The organism is Microbacterium sp. NPDC056057 (assembly GCF_042266945.1).
Lineage (GTDB): Bacteria > Actinomycetota > Actinomycetes > Actinomycetales > Microbacteriaceae > Microbacterium > Microbacterium trichothecenolyticum_C.
Genome location: NZ_JBHJWS010000003.1, coordinates 776,130 through 791,205, shown reverse-complemented (window position 1 = coordinate 791,205; position 15,076 = coordinate 776,130). Strand labels below are relative to the sequence as shown.

Annotated in this window: 15 protein-coding genes; 10 read left to right on the top strand and 5 right to left on the bottom strand. The window is 69.0% G+C overall.

Going from position 1 to position 15,076, the window contains the following annotated elements; all coding sequences use genetic code 11:
* Window positions 1-60: 60 nt before the first annotated feature.
* Genes ACFC1K_RS15680 through ACFC1K_RS15665 form a run of 4 tightly spaced genes read left to right on the top strand, consistent with a single transcriptional unit; the run spans window position 61 to window position 4,063 of the window.
* Complete coding sequence (locus tag ACFC1K_RS15680; protein WP_375872297.1) at window positions 61-1,146, top strand: hypothetical protein; 1,086 nt, start codon at window positions 61-63, stop codon at window positions 1,144-1,146.
* 30 nt (window positions 1,147-1,176) lie between these two features.
* Complete coding sequence (gene hisD, locus ACFC1K_RS15675; protein WP_375872296.1) at window positions 1,177-2,478, top strand: histidinol dehydrogenase; 1,302 nt, start codon at window positions 1,177-1,179, stop codon at window positions 2,476-2,478.
* 31 nt (window positions 2,479-2,509) lie between these two features.
* Window positions 2,510-3,001 carry a transcriptional regulator NrdR gene (gene nrdR / locus ACFC1K_RS15670; RefSeq protein ID WP_310290355.1) on the top strand — a complete coding sequence of 164 codons (492 nt, stop codon included), beginning with the start codon at window positions 2,510-2,512 and terminating at the stop codon, window positions 2,999-3,001.
* Between the two features lie 18 nt (window positions 3,002-3,019).
* A complete protein-coding gene (locus tag ACFC1K_RS15665; protein WP_375872295.1) occupies window positions 3,020-4,063 on the top strand; it encodes a quinone-dependent dihydroorotate dehydrogenase in 1,044 nt (347 codons plus the stop codon).
* Here ACFC1K_RS15665 and ACFC1K_RS15660 read toward each other — a convergent pair.
* Window positions 4,038-4,631 carry a DUF3043 domain-containing protein gene (locus ACFC1K_RS15660; protein WP_375872294.1) on the bottom strand — a complete coding sequence of 198 codons (594 nt, stop codon included), beginning with the start codon at window positions 4,629-4,631 and terminating at the stop codon, window positions 4,038-4,040. The two genes, ACFC1K_RS15665 and ACFC1K_RS15660, sit on opposite strands and share 26 nt — an antisense overlap.
* 47 nt (window positions 4,632-4,678) lie before the next feature.
* On the opposite strand from ACFC1K_RS15660, the gene ACFC1K_RS15655 reads away from it, so the two are divergent.
* The 6 genes from ACFC1K_RS15655 to ACFC1K_RS15630 all read left to right on the top strand — a co-directional run bounded on the left by ACFC1K_RS15655 (window position 4,679) and on the right by ACFC1K_RS15630 (window position 10,705).
* Window positions 4,679-6,079, top strand: a complete 1,401-nt coding sequence (locus ACFC1K_RS15655) for a dipeptidase (RefSeq protein WP_375872293.1) — start codon at window positions 4,679-4,681, stop codon at window positions 6,077-6,079.
* Window positions 6,080-6,208: 129 nt separating this feature from the next.
* Window positions 6,209-6,574 (top strand): iron-sulfur cluster insertion protein ErpA, encoded by a 366-nt coding sequence (erpA, locus tag ACFC1K_RS15650; RefSeq protein WP_310290364.1) that lies wholly within the window; start codon window positions 6,209-6,211, stop codon window positions 6,572-6,574.
* A 168-nt stretch (window positions 6,575-6,742) separates the two neighbouring features.
* Window positions 6,743-7,639, top strand: a complete 897-nt coding sequence (gene coxB / locus ACFC1K_RS15645; RefSeq protein WP_045298931.1) for a cytochrome c oxidase subunit II — start codon at window positions 6,743-6,745, stop codon at window positions 7,637-7,639.
* Between the two features lie 2 nt (window positions 7,640-7,641).
* A complete protein-coding gene (gene ctaD / locus ACFC1K_RS15640; protein WP_045298929.1) occupies window positions 7,642-9,405 on the top strand; it encodes a cytochrome c oxidase subunit I in 1,764 nt (587 codons plus the stop codon).
* Between the two features lies 1 nt (window position 9,406).
* Window positions 9,407-9,841, top strand: a complete 435-nt coding sequence (locus tag ACFC1K_RS15635; RefSeq protein ID WP_375872292.1) for a cytochrome c oxidase subunit 4 — start codon at window positions 9,407-9,409, stop codon at window positions 9,839-9,841.
* Window positions 9,842-9,895: 54 nt separating this feature from the next.
* Complete coding sequence (locus ACFC1K_RS15630) at window positions 9,896-10,705, top strand: PP2C family protein-serine/threonine phosphatase (RefSeq protein ID WP_375872291.1); 810 nt, start codon at window positions 9,896-9,898, stop codon at window positions 10,703-10,705.
* A gap of 9 nt (window positions 10,706-10,714) precedes the next feature.
* Here ACFC1K_RS15630 and ACFC1K_RS15625 read toward each other — a convergent pair whose 3' ends face one another.
* The 4 genes from ACFC1K_RS15625 to ACFC1K_RS15610 form a co-directional block, all read right to left on the bottom strand.
* The gene (locus ACFC1K_RS15625; protein ID WP_375872290.1) at window positions 10,715-11,134 is read right to left on the bottom strand and encodes a rhodanese-like domain-containing protein; all 420 of its coding nucleotides are present in this window, start codon (window positions 11,132-11,134) and stop codon (window positions 10,715-10,717) included.
* 172 nt (window positions 11,135-11,306) lie between these two features.
* Window positions 11,307-13,118 (bottom strand): cytochrome bc complex cytochrome b subunit, encoded by a 1,812-nt coding sequence (locus ACFC1K_RS15620; RefSeq protein WP_310290373.1) that lies wholly within the window; start codon window positions 13,116-13,118, stop codon window positions 11,307-11,309.
* Window positions 13,119-13,153: 35 nt separating this feature from the next.
* Complete coding sequence (locus tag ACFC1K_RS15615; RefSeq protein ID WP_310290375.1) at window positions 13,154-14,233, bottom strand: Rieske 2Fe-2S domain-containing protein; 1,080 nt, start codon at window positions 14,231-14,233, stop codon at window positions 13,154-13,156.
* Window positions 14,234-14,271: 38 nt separating this feature from the next.
* Window positions 14,272-15,075: a cytochrome c gene (locus ACFC1K_RS15610; protein ID WP_310290377.1), complete on the bottom strand. Its 804-nt coding sequence runs from the start codon at window positions 15,073-15,075 to the stop codon at window positions 14,272-14,274.
* Window position 15,076: the final 1 nt, after the last annotated feature.

Below are 15,076 nucleotides of genomic sequence, written 5' to 3'. Positions count from 1 at the left end.
ATGCGCCGTGGGTAATATCAGGTCGACGCGGGCCTCGGGAGCTCGCCGGAAGGAAACATCGTGACGGACGAGAAGCAGGACGCCAGCATCGACGAGGCGGTCGCGACCGAAGAGCCGCCGCAGTACGGTGTCGGGCCGTTCTCCATCCGCGAGGTCGCCCTCGCGGGCACGTGGATCGTCGCGTTCGTCGTGTCGTTCTTCCCGATCTACGGCCCGTTCGAGTCCGCTCCCTCCGTCTGGACCAGCGGCATCGACTGGGTTCTCATGATCGGCGTGCCGACCATCGCGGTGTTCCTCATCGTGCTCCGCCGTCTGTCACCGCAGGGCATCCGCCGCGTCGGATCCCTCGGCATCGACCAGTTCGCGTCCGTCGCCTTCTCCGTCGCCACGGTGCTCTGGCTGACCCTGCTGTGGAACTCGTTCGTCCGCCTGTCTGTGGGGCAGATCTTCCTCGCCTCGTGGGTCGTGTGGGTGGAGTTCTTCCTCATGCTCGCCGGCGTCGTGCTCACCGTGGCCGCGCCGTTCATCGGCCCGTTCGCCCAGGACTTCCGCGGGCGCCCCGAGGTGCCGGCGCACCGCAGTGCCCGTCCGGTGCGGCCGGTGGCGGCGCGCCCGGCACCCGTGCGCCCCGAGCCGGCCGCCGAGGCAGAGCCCGACTACACGCCGTACGCGCCCGCCGGCGCCGCGCCGGTGGCCGAGGGTGAGCCCGAGGACACGTCGTACGCGCCCGCCGGTGCCGCGGCTGCGCCCGAGGGCGAGACGCTCGAATCCGCTGCACCCGAGGCCGCGGCGAACGACGACTTCGCCACGACGGTGATCCCGATCGACGAGCAGCCCACCCCGGCCGGGGAGCCGGCCGCGGCCGCCCCGAACGAGCCCGTGCAGGCCCGCGAGTCCTTCGAGCACGTCGAGAACCCCTCCTCGACCGTCGAGCCCGCGGCTGCCACCGCGCCGCAGCACCAGGCCTTCTGGGCGCTCGTGCCGGAGGAGCGCGACATCGTCGACGAGATCGGCATCCCTGTGTTCCGCATCGGCCCGAGCGCGTGGGCTCTCGTCATCGAGGACCGCGGCGAGGTGTTCGTGGTGCGTCACGAGGACGGGCGCATCGGCTACCTGCACGACGTCTCGGGCGTCACGCGCGGCTGACCCCGATCCGCGTCGCGATACCGTAGAAGGATGCTCCGGACGATCGACCTGCGCGGGCGTGCGCTCACGCCCGCGGAACTCCTCGCGACCGTTCCCCGTGCCGAGGCGGCGCGCTCAGAGGCCCTCGCGACGGCCGCGCACATCGTGGAGGACGTCGCCGCGCGTGGCGAGATCGCCCTCCGCGAGCAGGCGTCGAACTTCGACGGCGTGGACGGGCACGACATCCGCGTCCCGGCCGTGCACCTCGACGAGGCGCTCGAGACGCTCGACCCCGCCGTGCGCGCCGCGCTCGAGCAGGCGATCGAGCGCGTGCGCGAGGCATCCGCCGCCCAAGTCCCCGCGCCGGCGGTGACCGAGCTCGGTCCCGGCGCCCGGGTGACGCAGCGGTGGCAGCCGGTGCGCCGCGTCGGCCTGTACGTCCCGGGCGGCAAGGCCGTCTACCCGTCCAGCGTCGTCATGAACGTCGTGCCGGCGCAGGTCGCGGGAGTGGCCGAGATCGCTCTCGCCTCTCCGCCGCAGCGCGCGTTCGGAGGCCGCGTGCACCCCGTGATCCTCGGCGCCGCAAAGCTCCTCGGCGTGACCGAGGTGTACGCGATGGGCGGCGCCGGCGCCATCGGCGCGCTCGCCCACGGCGTGGCGTCGCTCGGCCTCGAGCCGGTCGACGTCGTCACCGGCCCCGGCAACAACTTCGTCGCGGCCGCCAAGCGCGCCGTGGCCGGCCTTGTCGGCACGGATGCCGAGGCCGGCGCGACCGAGATCCTCGTGGTCGCGGACGACAGCGCCGACGCGCGCCTGGTCGCCGTCGACCTCATCAGCCAGGCCGAGCACGACGAGCAGGCCTCCGCCGTCCTCGTCACCACGTCGGAGCAGCTCGCCGCCGACGTGGTCGAGGCGATCGCGCCCCGCGCCGCCGCGACGCGCCACGCCGAGCGCGTCGCCGCCGCCCTCGCGGGGCCGCAGTCGGCGATCGTGCTCGTCGACGACCTCGCCGCTGCGACGGCGTTCAGCAACGCGTACGCGCCGGAGCACCTCGAACTGCACCTCGCCCACCCGCGCCCGGAAGAGTTCGTGCACGCGGGCGCCGTGTTCGTCGGCGCGGACTCGCCGGTGAGTCTCGGCGACTACCTCGCCGGCAGCAACCACGTACTGCCGACCGGGGGACAGGCCCGCTACTCCGCGGGGCTCTCCGCCGCCACGTTCCTGCGCCCGCAGCAGGTCATCGAGTACGACCGCGACGCCCTCGCCGCCGTCCACAACGCGATCGTCACGCTGGCCGAGGCCGAGGCGCTCCCCGCTCACGGCGAGGCCATCACGGCCCGCTTCGAGGACTGAGCCCGGTTTCCCGGCGTAGGCTGTCTCTGCCATGCACTGCCCGTTCTGCCGCCACGCCGATTCGCGCGTCATCGACTCGCGCACGAGCGACGACGGCCTCAGCATCCGCCGCCGTCGTCAGTGCCCGCAGTGCGGGGGCCGTTTCACCACGATCGAGACCGCGAGCCTCAACGTCATCAAGCGCTCGGGCGTGATCGAGCCCTTCAGCCGCGAGAAGGTCATGTCCGGCGTGCGCAAGGCGTGCCAGGGACGGCCCGTGACCGATGCCGACCTCGCGGTGCTCGCGCAGACCGTCGAGGAGAGCATCCGCCAGACGGGCGCGTCGCAGCTCGACGCGAACGAGATCGGCCTCGCGATCCTCGGGCCGCTCCGTGACCTCGACGAGGTCGCCTACCTCCGCTTCGCGAGCGTCTACCAGGCGTTCGACTCGCTCGAGGACTTCGAGGCGGCCATCGAGCAGCTGCGTGTCGACCACGGCCGCACCCGCGCGCGTGACGAGAGCGCGCCGGCCGCCGCGGAGTGACCGGATAGCCTAGGAGGGATGTATCCCCTCCTCTTCCGCACCGTCCTGTCGCGCATGGACCCCGAGTCCGCCCACCACTCGGCGATGGTCGTGATACGGATGCTGGGGGTCCCGCCGTTCTCGTGGGCCGCGCGTGCGATCACCCGGCCTGCACCCGAGCTGCGGACGACCGCGCTGGGGCTCACCTTCGACTCGCCCTTCGGCGTCGCGGCCGGGTTCGACAAGGACGTGAAGGGGGCGGCAGGACTGCACGCCCTCGGCTTCGGCCACGTCGAGGTCGGCACCGTCACGGCGATCCCGCAGGACGGCAACCCGCGCCCGCGGCTGTTCCGGCTCATCCCGGACCGCGCCGTCGTGAACCGCATGGGATTCAACAACCACGGCGCCGAGGCCGCGGCCGCGCGCCTGCGCACGCTCCGCAAGCGCTCGCGCCGCACGGTGCTCGGCGTCAACATCGGCAAGAGCCGGGTCGTCGACGTCGCGGATGCGACCGCCGACTACGTCCGCAGCGCGACGCTGCTCGCGCCGCTCGCCGACTACCTCGTGGTGAACGTGTCGTCGCCGAACACGCCGGGGCTGCGCGGCCTGCAGGCCGTCGAGACGCTGCGTCCGCTGCTGGACGCCGTGCGCGACGCCGCGGGCGCGACGCCGCTGCTGGTGAAGATCGCGCCCGACCTCCCCGACGACGAGATCGTCGCGATCGCGCAGCTCGCGGTCGACGCCGGGCTGTCCGGGATCATCGCGACGAACACCACGATCTCGCGCGACGGCCTCGTGACCGACCCGGCGACGGTGGCCGCCGCCGGCGACGGCGGGCTGTCCGGTGCGCCGCTGAAGGCGCGCGCGCTCGAGGTGCTGCGACTGCTGCGTCAGACGGTTCCCGCCGACTTCGCGGTGATCTCGGTCGGCGGCGTCGAGACGGCCGCCGACGTGCAGGAGCGGTTGGATGCCGGAGCCACCCTGGTGCAGGGCTATACGGCCTTCCTCTACCGTGGCCCGCTGTGGGCGCGGCAGATCAACCGTGGTCTGGTGAAGCTCAGGCCGGCTTCTGGCCGCGCTTGACCTGCGGCTTCGGCAGGCGAAGGAAGCGCATCTGGACGGTGCGCATGGCGGCGTACCAGCCGAGGCCCTTCTCGACCTTGCCTTCGCCGAACTTCTTCTTGACGGCGCGCTTGACCGTGATCGACGTGAGGACCATGTCGCCGATGACGAAGAAGATGAAGATCCAGAGGCCGACGAACGCGTAGTACTGCAGGGCCGCGATCGGCAGGAACGTCGCGAGGATGACGAGCACCATCGCGGGCATGACCGCCTCGCCGAGGTGCCAGCCGGCGTCGACCCAGTCGCGCACGAACTTGCGCTGCGCACCCTGGTCGCGGGCCGGGAGGTAGCGCTGGTCGCCGTTGGCCATGCCGATGCGGGCCTTCTCGCGCTGGGTGGCGAGATCCGCCTTGGCGCGTGCCTTCGCCTCCTTGGTGTCGGGCACGAGGGGGCGCTTGCGCGCGGCCTCCTGCTCGGCGCGAGAGGGAGTGGGGCGGCCCTTGCTCGAGGGGACGCTGGGGACGCCGTTGAGCACGGTGCCCTCCGACGGTGCGTCGTTGGACGAAGGAGCTGCAGGTGTCTTGGCCACGGGTGATCCTCGGAGTGCGGAGAAGGGGTGCACTTAAGATTACCCGCATGACCTCTGAGCTCTCCCGACAGGATGCTGTGCGCGAAGCCGCGGCTTCCGGCATCCCCTCCGCCCTCGCCGATCTCGGCACTCTCGTGCGCATCCCGTCCGTCGCGTTCCCCGGGTTCGACCCCGCTCAGGTGCAGCGCAGCGCCGAGGCCGTCGCCGAGCTCGTGCGCGCGACGGAGCTGTTCGAGACGGTGGAGATCCGCACCGCCGCCATCCCGGAGACGGGGGAGCGGGGCAACCCCGCCGTTCTCGCCACGCGCGCCGCCCGCAACGGCCGCCCGACGATCCTGCTCTACGCGCACCACGACGTGCAGCCGGTCGGCGACGAGGCGCTCTGGGAGTCCTCGCCGTTCGAGCCCACCGTCCGCGGCGGCCGGCTCTACGGCCGGGGCGCCGCGGACGACAAGGCCGGCATCATGGCTCACCTGGCGGCGCTGCGCGCGCTCCAGGAGGGTGTCGGCGACGACTTCGACCTCGGTGTCGCGCTGTTCTTCGAGGGGGAGGAGGAGGCCGGCTCACGGTCGTTCGCCCAGTTCCTCTCCGACAACGCCGACGCGCTGCGCGCCGACGTGATCGTCGTCGCCGACTCGGGCAACTGGGACGCCAAGACCCCGGCGCTCACGGTGTCGCTGCGCGGCAACACGCGCTTCACGCTCCGCGTGCGCACGCTCGAGCACGCCTCGCACTCCGGCATGTTCGGGGGAGCGGTGCCCGACGCGATGATGGCGACCGTCACGCTGCTGGCGACGCTGTGGGACGAGGACGGCGCGGTCGCGGTGGCGGGCCTTGAGGAACGGGATGCCGAGACCCCGGAGTACAGCGAGGAGACGCTGCGCGACGAGGCCGGGCTGCCGGCCGGCGTCTCGCCGGTCGGCCGCGGCACGATCCTCAGCCGCATCTGGAACAAGCCGTCGATCACGGTGACGGGCATCGACGCGCCGAGCGTCGTGAACGCGTCGAACACGCTGAGCCCCGAGATCGCCGTCGTGATCAGCGCCCGCATCGCACCCGGCCAGCCGGCGCGCGAGGCGTACGCCGCCATCGAGGCGCACCTCCGCGAGCACGCGCCGTTCGGCGCGCAGCTGACCTTCACTGACCAGGACTACGGCGACGCCTTCCTCGTCGACACCTCGGGCTGGGCCGTGGAGGCCGCGCGCGAGGCGCTCCACGAGGGCTACGGCGTCGAGTCCGTCGACATCGGCGTCGGCGGGTCGATCCCGTTCATCGCCGACCTCGTGCGGGAGTTCCCGGGCGCCCAGATCCTCGTGACCGGCGTCGAGGATCCGCACGCCAAGGCCCACAGCCCGAACGAGTCGCTGCACCTCGAGACGTTCCGCAACGCCGTGCTCTCCGAGGCGCTCCTGCTCGAGAAGCTCGACGCGCGTACGTCGCAGGCGTGACACGACGGCTCCGGGATCAGCGCGAATACGCCGGTCCCGGAGCCTTCTGCCAGCGGGCACGCGTAGAATCGTCGCATCCCGCCGCCTGAGTGGATGATCGATCCGGGGCGGCCCTTCCGGAGGAGTGCCATGACCGACACCGCACTGACGACCGAGCAGACCGCCCGCGAACACGGTGTGCTGCTGACCGACGCCGCCGCCGGCAAGGTCAAGAACCTGCTCGACCAGGAGGGACGCGACGACCTGCGCCTGCGCGTGGCCGTGCAGCCCGGCGGGTGCAGCGGCCTGATCTACCAGCTCTACTTCGACGAGCGGTACCTCGACGGCGACAAGACCGTCGACTTCGACGGCGTCGAGGTGATCGTCGACGACATGAGCGTTCCGTACCTCGACGGCGCCACGATCGACTTCAAGGACACCATTTCGGAGCAGGGCTTCACAATCGACAACCCCAACGCGGCCGGGTCGTGCGCGTGCGGCGACAGCTTCCACTGATCGCTAACGATCCGATACTTTTCCGGCGGGTCCCGTGCGCTCCGATTAGCGCCCGGGCCCGCCTTTTTTGATCCTTGCGACACGATCCAACCTGAGCGGATGGCCTGAATCGCCTGGGCGGTTGCCCTAGACTGGCGAGAGTCCTGTTCGTGATCGGAAAGGTGCACCGTGCCTTCGAAACGCCGTATCCGCTGGGCCGTTCTCCCACTCGGGATCGCAGCGGCTGCAGTCCTCGCCGGATGCACCCCGACCGAGCTGCACGGCTTCCTCCCCGGGTTCACCGAAGACGGCCAGCCGGCCACCAACCACGTCGACATGGTCGCGGGTCTCTGGGTGAACTCGTGGATCGTGCTGCTCGTCGTCGGCGTCATCACGTGGGGCCTGATGGGATGGGCGGCGATCGCCTACCGGCGTCGCAAGGGCCAGATGGGTCTTCCCGTCCAGCTGCGGTACAACATGCCGATCGAGATCTTCTACACGATCGTCCCGCTCATCCTCGTGGTCGGCTTCTTCGCCTTCACGGCGCGCGACCAGGCCATCCTCGAGACGCAGTACGACGAGCCCGACGTGTCGATCACGGCCATCGGCAAGCAGTGGTCGTGGGACTTCCAGTACGACGGCGCCAGCGACGACGAGACCGTCTGGACCATGGGCGTCCAGGCACAGACCGATGAGCGCGGCGACGTCATCAGCGAGCTGCCGACCCTCGTCCTCCCGGTCAACGAGTCGGTCAAGATCAAGCTGCAGTCGCGTGACGTCATCCACTCGTTCTGGATCATCGACTTCCTTTACAAGAAGGACATGTACATCGGCCGGGACAACTACTGGTCCTTCACGCCGACCCGCGAGGGCGAGTACGCCGGCAAGTGCGCCGAGCTCTGCGGCGAGTACCACTCGATGATGCTGTTCAACGTCAAGGTCGTCAGCGCAGCAGAGTACGAGGACTACCTCGCCACGCTGCGCGAGGCGGGCCAGACCGGTGACATCAACGACGCCTACGACCGTCTGCAGAACGCGCCCGGGACGGGCGCTCAGGGCGAGGGATCCGAAGAGGGAGACAACTGATCATGGCGACGACGCTTCCGCTCCAGGAGACGACGCAGGGTCGCCCCACCACCCTGCCGCCGCGTCAGGCCGCACTGCTCAGCGCATCGCGCGTCGAGCAGAAGGGCAACATCATCGTCAAGTGGATCACCTCCACCGACCACAAGACGATCGGGTACCTGTACCTCATCTCCTCCGTCATCTTCTTCCTCCTGGGTGGAGTGATGGCGCTGATCATCCGTGCCGAGCTCTTCGAGCCCGGGATGCAGATCATCCCGACCAAGGAGCAGTACAACCAGCTGTTCACGATGCACGGCACGATCATGCTGCTGATGTTCGCGACGCCGCTGTTCGCGGGCTTCGCGAACGCGATCCTGCCGCTGCAGATCGGTGCCCCTGACGTCGCCTTCCCGCGTCTGAACGCCTTCGCCTTCTGGCTGTTCCTCTTCGGCTCGACGATCGCCGTCTCCGGCTTCCTCACCCCGCAGGGTGCTGCCGCGTTCGGCTGGTTCGCGTATCAGCCGCTCGCGAACGCCTCGTTCTCGCCTGGGGTGGGCGGCAACCTCTGGATGCTCGGCCTCGGCATGAGCGGTTTCGGCACCATCCTCGGTGCCGTGAACTTCATCACGACGATCATCACGATGCGCGCGCCCGGCATGACCATGTGGCGCATGCCGATCTTCTCGTGGAACACGCTGATCACCAGCATCCTGGTGCTGATGGCGTTCCCGGTGCTCGCCGCGGCGATCCTCGCGGCCGCCGCAGACCGCGTGCTCGGCGCCCACATCTACGACCCGGCCAACGGCGGCGTGCTCCTCTGGCAGCACCTGTTCTGGTTCTTCGGGCACCCCGAGGTGTACATCATCGCGCTGCCGTTCTTCGGAATCGTGTCGGAGATCTTCCCGGTCTTCAGCCGCAAGCCGATCTTCGGCTACAAGACGCTCGTCTACGCGACGATCGCGATCGCCGCATTGTCGGTCGCCGTGTGGGCCCACCACATGTACGTCACTGGCGCGGTGCTGCTGCCGTTCTTCGCCCTGATGACGATGCTGATCGCGGTTCCGACGGGTGTGAAGATCTTCAACTGGATCGGCACGCTCTGGCGAGGATCGGTGACCTTCGAGACCCCGATGGTCTTCGCGCTCGGCTTCCTGGTGTCGTTCGTGTTCGGTGGTCTCACCGGCGTGATCCTGGCGTCGCCGCCGCTCGACTTCGCCCTGTCGGACTCGTACTTCGTCGTGGCGCACTTCCACTACGTCGTCTTCGGCACGGTCGTGTTCGCGATGTTCGCCGGCTTCTACTTCTGGTGGCCGAAGTGGACCGGGCGCATGCTCAACGAGCGCCTCGGCTACGTCCACTTCTGGATGCTGTTCATCGGCTTCCACATGACCTTCCTCATCCAGCACTGGCTGGGCGTCGACGGCATGGTCCGTCGTTACGCGGACTACTCCGAGGCAGATGGCTGGACCTGGCAGAACCAGGTGTCGACGATCGGCGCCATCATCCTCGGCGCCTCGATGATCCCGTTCCTGTTCAACGTCTGGATCACGTCGCGCAAGGCGCCGAAGGTCACCGTCAACGACCCGTGGGGCTACGGCGCATCGCTCGAGTGGGCGACCTCGTGCCCGCCCCCGCGTCACAACTTCACGTCGATCCCGCGCATCCGCAGCGAGCGGCCCGCGTTCGACCTGAACCACCCCGAGGCGGGCATCCCGGTCGGCGTCGGTCCCGCGAAGGACGCCCCCGAAGCCCCGGTCTCCGACCTTGCCGATGGAGAGGTGAAGTAAGGTGCGCACGAACACCGGACTCTGGTGGCTGCTGGCGATCTTCTTCCTGGCGGTAGCCGTCGTCTACACCGGGTGGAACATCATCGCCCACCCCGACGTGCCGTGGTACCACGGCATCGAGTGGGTCGGGAGCGTCGCGCTGCTGTTCACCGCCCTGATGGGTGCGCTGATCGCGTTCTACATCGGCCGTGTGCACAACGCCCAGGGCGGCGAGCTGCCCGAGGACGTCCTCACCTCCGACATCGACGACGGCGACCCCGAGCTGGGCGAGTTCAGCCCGTGGTCGTGGTGGCCCATCGTCCTGGCCTTCTCGGCTGCTCTCGGCATGATCGGCCTCGCGGTCGGCGCCTGGATGTTCCCGATCGGCCTCGCCGTCTTCGTCGTCGCGATCGTCGGCTGGGTCTACGAGTACTACCGCGGCTACTTCGCCCGCTGATCCGGCGTCGCCGGCCCGCATGGCATATCGCGTGATGCGCACGGGGACCCGTCTGTGACGGGGCCCCGTGCGCATCTGCGTGCGGCCGCGTGCTCCGACATCGGCCCGCACCGCAAGACCAATCAGGACGCCGCGTTCACGGCCTCCTGGGGCGCGGCAGTGGCAGACGGCGTCGGACGAGGACCCGCGGGTGATTTCGCCTCGGCGGCATTCATCCACCGGCTCGCTGCGGGCCGTCTGGACGGGCTCGAGCCTGTGCAGCTCGCCGACGCGGTCCGGTCGGCCAACTGGGACCTCCGCGCCCATGTCGAGCGCGATCCGTCGCTGAGCGGCATGGCCACGACGTTCACCGGGCTCTTCGCTGCCCGTGACGGCGGGCTTCTGCTGGCCCACACCGGCGACTCGCGGGCGTACCGCCTGCGAGACGGGGAGCTCGTGCAGGCGAGCAGGGACGATTCGCTCGTGCAGGCACTGGTCGACCGCGGGATCGTATCGATCACGGATGCTGCGTCCCACCCCCGTCGCAACATCATCACCGCCTCGCTGAGCGGGGCCGAACGCGATGCCGCGACGGTGACCGCCCACGATGCGCAGGCCGGCGACAGGTGGCTGCTGTGCAGTGACGGACTCACCGACTATGTTCCGGATGACGCGATCCGGGATCTTCTTCTGGAGTTCCCGCACGGGGGGACGGCGGTCGAAGCGTGCGTGGCGGTGGCTCTGGAAGCCGGATCTTACGACAACGTCACCGTGGTGGTGTGCGACGTCGTCCTGGCCACCGATGAGATCGGCGGCGCGCCCGCACAGACGGCGTTCTACGGGGCGGCCGCCGAACGCTTCATGGAAGGGCTGGAGTCGGCCTGAACCAGGCCCTCAGCCTGCGACGGGCGCGCGGACGACCATCACCTGCGCGTCGAACACCCGGGGGAGTGGTCCCTCGTCGTTCTCGGTCGGCTGGCCTTCGCGCACCCAGTACTCGTAGCCGCCGATCATCTCTTTGACCTGGTAGCCGAGCTTGGCGAACTCGATGGCGCCCTTCGCGCCCGCGTTGCAGCCGGGACTCCAGCAGTAGACGACGACGGGGGTCGAGCTGTCGATCTCGCGCGGTGCGCGATCGGCGATCTCGCGGTACGGCATGTGGATCGCGCCACGGATGCGTCCCTGCGCCCACGCCGCATCGCCGCGGACATCGACCAGGACGAACTGCTCGCCGGCCTTCTGGGCGGCGTACACGTCGGAGGAGTCGGTCTCGAGGGCGAGTTTGGCGGAGAAGTACGAGAGGGCATCTGTCATGCGTCCACGCTAAGTCAGCATCCGTGACGGGAGCCTCGGAGACGCGGTCAGACGTCGTCCGATTCCTGCCGATCCGTGACGCGCGGGACAGGTGTCGCTGTACAGAACGACGAATGCCCCGGCACGATCGTGGAGATCGTGCCGGGGCATCCGTCTGCGAAGTGCGGCGACCTTACTGGTCGGACTCCTTCTCGCGGTTGCGCGGAGCCTTCGTGCCGGGCTCGGGCTCGGGAACGATGACGTTCGAGGGGCGCACCGGCACCTCGCCGTGCCTGCCGTCGTCGAGCGGCTTGTGCGGAGCGTCCGGAACACCGGCGCGCTCGTGAGCCGCCTGGATCTCGAGGTCTTCCTCGGACGCGATGTGGTCGAGGTCGTGGTGCTGGTGAGCCAGCGCCGCGTCGAGCTCGGCCTGCGTGACGGGGGTGAGGCGGTCCTCGAAGAACCAGCGCGAGATGGACGCGCGGAGGTTCTCGTGCCACGGGATCTGACCCTTGGCGTTCGGACGCACCACGAGCGGCTCGTAGGTGTCGAAGTCGGCCAGCTTGAAGCGCTCGTAGTCGTCGACGGGCTGGTGGACCTCGATGTACTCGCCACCGGGGAGGCGGACGATGCGACCCGACTCGTAGCCGTGCAGCGAGATCTCGCGGTCCTTCTTCTGCAGCGCGATGCAGATGCGCTTGGTGACGAAGTACGCGATCACCGGGCCCAGGATCAGCAGCGCCTGGAGCGTGTGGATCACGCCCTCCATCGTCAGCCAGAAGTGCGTGGCGATGATGTCGGAGGCTGCCGCAGCCCACAGCACCGCGTAGAACGTGACGCCTGCTGCGCCGATCGCGGTGCGGGTCGCCGAGTTGCGCGGACGCTGGGCGATGTGGTGCTCGCGCTTGTCGCCGGTGACCCACGCCTCGATGAAGGGGTAGATCAGGACGAGCACGATGAACAGGCCGAGCACGACGAGCGGCACGATGATGTTGAACGACCAGGTGCGGTCGAGGAACACGATCTCCCAGCCCGGCGGGATGAGGCGCAGCATGCCGTCGGCGAAGCCGATGTACCAGTCGGGCTGAGTACCGGCGGACACGGGCGACGGGTCGTACGGGCCGTAGTTCCAGATCGGGTTGATCGTGAACAGCGAGGCGATGAGCACGATCACGCCGAACGTGATGAACAGGAACCCGCCCATCTTCGACATGTAGACCGGCATCATCGGGTAGCCGACCACGACGCTGTTCGTGCGGCCTGCGCCGGCGAACTGCGTGTGCTTGTTGATCACCATCAGCATGAGGTGGAGCACCAGCAGGCCGACGAGGATCGCGGGCAGCAGCAGGATGTGCAGCGTGTACAGGCGGCCGACGATCGCGTCACCCGGGAACTGTCCGCCGAACAGCAGGAACGAGGTCCAGGTTCCGATGATCGGGATGCCCTTGATCATGCCGTCGATGATGCGGAGGCCGTTGCCCGACAGCACGTCGTCGGGGAGCGAGTAGCCGGTGAAGCCCTCGCCCATCGCGAGGATGAACAGGATGAAGCCGATCACCCAGTTGAGCTCGCGCGGCTTGCGGAACGCACCCGTGAAGAACACGCGCAGCATGTGCACGCCGATGCCGGCGACGAACACGAGCGCGGCCCAGTGGTGCATCTGGCGGACGAGGAGACCGCCGCGCAGGTCGAACGAGATCTCGAGCGTCGACGCCATGGCGGCCGACATCTCGATGCCGCGCATCGGGAGGTAGGCGCCGTTGTAGTGCGTCTCGGTCATCGAGGCCTGGAAGAAGAACGTCAGGAACGTGCCCGAGAGGAGCACGACGACGAACGCCCAGAGGGCGATCTCACCCAGCATGAACGACCAGTGGTCGGGGAAGATCTTGCGGCCGAGCTCCTTGACGAAGCCGGAGAGGCTCGTGCGCTCGTCGATGTAGTTCGCGGTGGCGCCGATGAAGCGGCCGCCGAGCGGACGGTCGCCGTTCCGTGAGACGGGAGCCACAGGAGCCGCAGGCTGCTCAGTGACGGTTGAGGTGCTCAATGACGCTCCCAGAAGCTCGGGCCGACGGGTTCGAGGAAGTCGCTGCGGGCTACGAGGTAGCCCTCGTCGTCGACGGTGATGGGCAGCTGCGGCAGCGGGCGCGCCGCCGGGCCGAAGATGACCTTCGCGTGGTCGGTCACGTCGAACTGCGACTGGTGGCACGGGCACAGCAGGTGGTGGGTCTGCTGCTCGTAGAGCGCGACCGGGCAGCCGACGTGGGTGCACACCTTCGAGTACGCGACGATGCCGTTGTACGACCACTCCTTGCGGTCCTCGGACTCGGTGAGCTGCTCGGGGAGCAGACGCACCAGGAGCACGAGAGCCTTGGCCTTCTCGTCGAGGTAGCCCTCGCTGTGCGAGACCTCGGCGAGTGCCTCGGGGATGACGTGGACCGCGGAGCCGAGGGTGAGGTCGGCCGCCTTGATGGGCTCGCCCGACGGGTCGTGCGCCAGGCGCATGCCCTCCTTCCACATGGTGTGCTCGAGGAGGTACACGGGGTCACCGGCGTGCGGCTTCTCCGGCGAGTTGAACGGTGCGAGGCCGCGGAAGAGCACGACTCCGGGCACGACCGATGCCACGAGCGCGGCGATCAGCGAGTTGCGGACCATCGCACGGCGGCCGAAACCCGACTCGGCGTCGGCGTCGGCGAAAGCCTTGATGGCGGCCTCACGCGTCGTGTCGCGGCCGCGCGTCGCGTGGCGGGGCTCGACGAACTCCCTGTCGGACATGACGGCCTTCGACCAGTGGATCGCGCCCACGCCGATGGCCAGCAGCGCGAAGGCGATGCCGAGTCCGATGAAGAGGTTGTTGTTGCGGATGTCGACGATCCGCCCGCTCTCGATCGGGAAGAGCATGTAGGCGGCGATCGCCCAGATGCTGCCGGCGATCGACAGGTAGAAGAGCGTGTAGATACCCCGGACCGCGCGCTTCATCGAAGCGGGGTCCTGGTCGGTCATCCGCTCGCGGTGCGGGGGGAGGCCAGGGTTGTGCACCGGGTCGGTGACCGCCACAGCGAGCCCGGGGGAGGGCTTCCAGGAAGCCCTCTCGTGCTCTAGCGGGTCGTCCTCGTGGGCCATGCTGCTCCTCGTCAAGTCTTACGTGTGTCGTTCGTCGATCAGTTGGACTTCGCCGTGATCCACACGGTAATGGCGATCAGCGAGCCGATGCCGAAGATCCAGATGAAGAGGCCCTCCGAGACGGGGCCGAGCGAGCCGAGCGTGAATCCGCCCGCAGACTCGTTGTCCTGCAGATACAGCAGGTAGGTGATGATGTCGCGCTTCTCTTCGGTGGTCAGCGTCATGTCGTTGAACACCGGCATGTTCTGCGGACCCGTGACCATCGCCGCGTACATGTTCAGCGGTGTGGTGGTGTGCAGGTTGGGGGCGTACTTGCCCTCGGTCAGCGCGCCGCCGGCGCCGGCGACGTTGTGGCACATGGCGCAGTTGATGCGGAAGAGCTCGCCACCCTCGGACGCGCTGCCGCCGCCGTCGAGGACTTCTTCCTCGGGGTAGGTCGGGCCGGGCGCGATCGACTGGATGTAGGCGCCGATCGCGGTGATCTGCTCCTCGGTGAACTGCGCGGGCTTCTGCGGGGCCTGCGGACCCTGCATCTGCAGCGGCATGCGGCCGGTGCTCATCTGGAAGTGCACGGCGAGCTCGCCGACGCCGTAGAGCGACGGGCCGTCCTCGGTGCCCTGCACGTCCAGGCCGTGGCACGTGGCGCAGTTGGCCTGGAACAGCTTCTTGCCGTCTTCGACGGTGAGTGCCGAGTTCGTGACGGTCTCGGGGGTGGTGGCCGCCATCGCGGCGGATGCCCCGGCGTAGACACCGCCCGTGATGAGCAGGCCGATGCCGATCAGTGCGGCTGCAGCCCAGGGGCTGCGGCGGCCATTCGAGCGGCGCGTGGTCTGTCGTGCCATG

Bases quoted from the DNA above. Each gene is read 5' to 3' on its own strand.
- ctaD (WP_045298929.1), top strand. From the start codon at position 7,642: ATGGCGACGACGCTTCCGCTCCAGGAGACGACGCAGGGTCGCCCCACC.
- ACFC1K_RS15625 (WP_375872290.1), bottom strand. From the start codon at position 11,134: ATGACAGATGCCCTCTCGTACTTCTCCGCCAAACTCGCCCTCGAGACC.
- ACFC1K_RS15610 (WP_310290377.1), bottom strand. From the start codon at position 15,075: ATGGCACGACAGACCACGCGCCGCTCGAATGGCCGCCGCAGCCCCTGG.
- ACFC1K_RS15665 (WP_375872295.1), top strand. From the start codon at position 3,020: ATGTATCCCCTCCTCTTCCGCACCGTCCTGTCGCGCATGGACCCCGAG.
- ACFC1K_RS15615 (WP_310290375.1), bottom strand. From the start codon at position 14,233: ATGGCCCACGAGGACGACCCGCTAGAGCACGAGAGGGCTTCCTGGAAG.
- nrdR (WP_310290355.1), top strand. From the start codon at position 2,510: ATGCACTGCCCGTTCTGCCGCCACGCCGATTCGCGCGTCATCGACTCG.
- ACFC1K_RS15655 (WP_375872293.1), top strand. From the start codon at position 4,679: ATGACCTCTGAGCTCTCCCGACAGGATGCTGTGCGCGAAGCCGCGGCT.
- erpA (WP_310290364.1), top strand. From the start codon at position 6,209: ATGACCGACACCGCACTGACGACCGAGCAGACCGCCCGCGAACACGGT.
- hisD (WP_375872296.1), top strand. From the start codon at position 1,177: ATGCTCCGGACGATCGACCTGCGCGGGCGTGCGCTCACGCCCGCGGAA.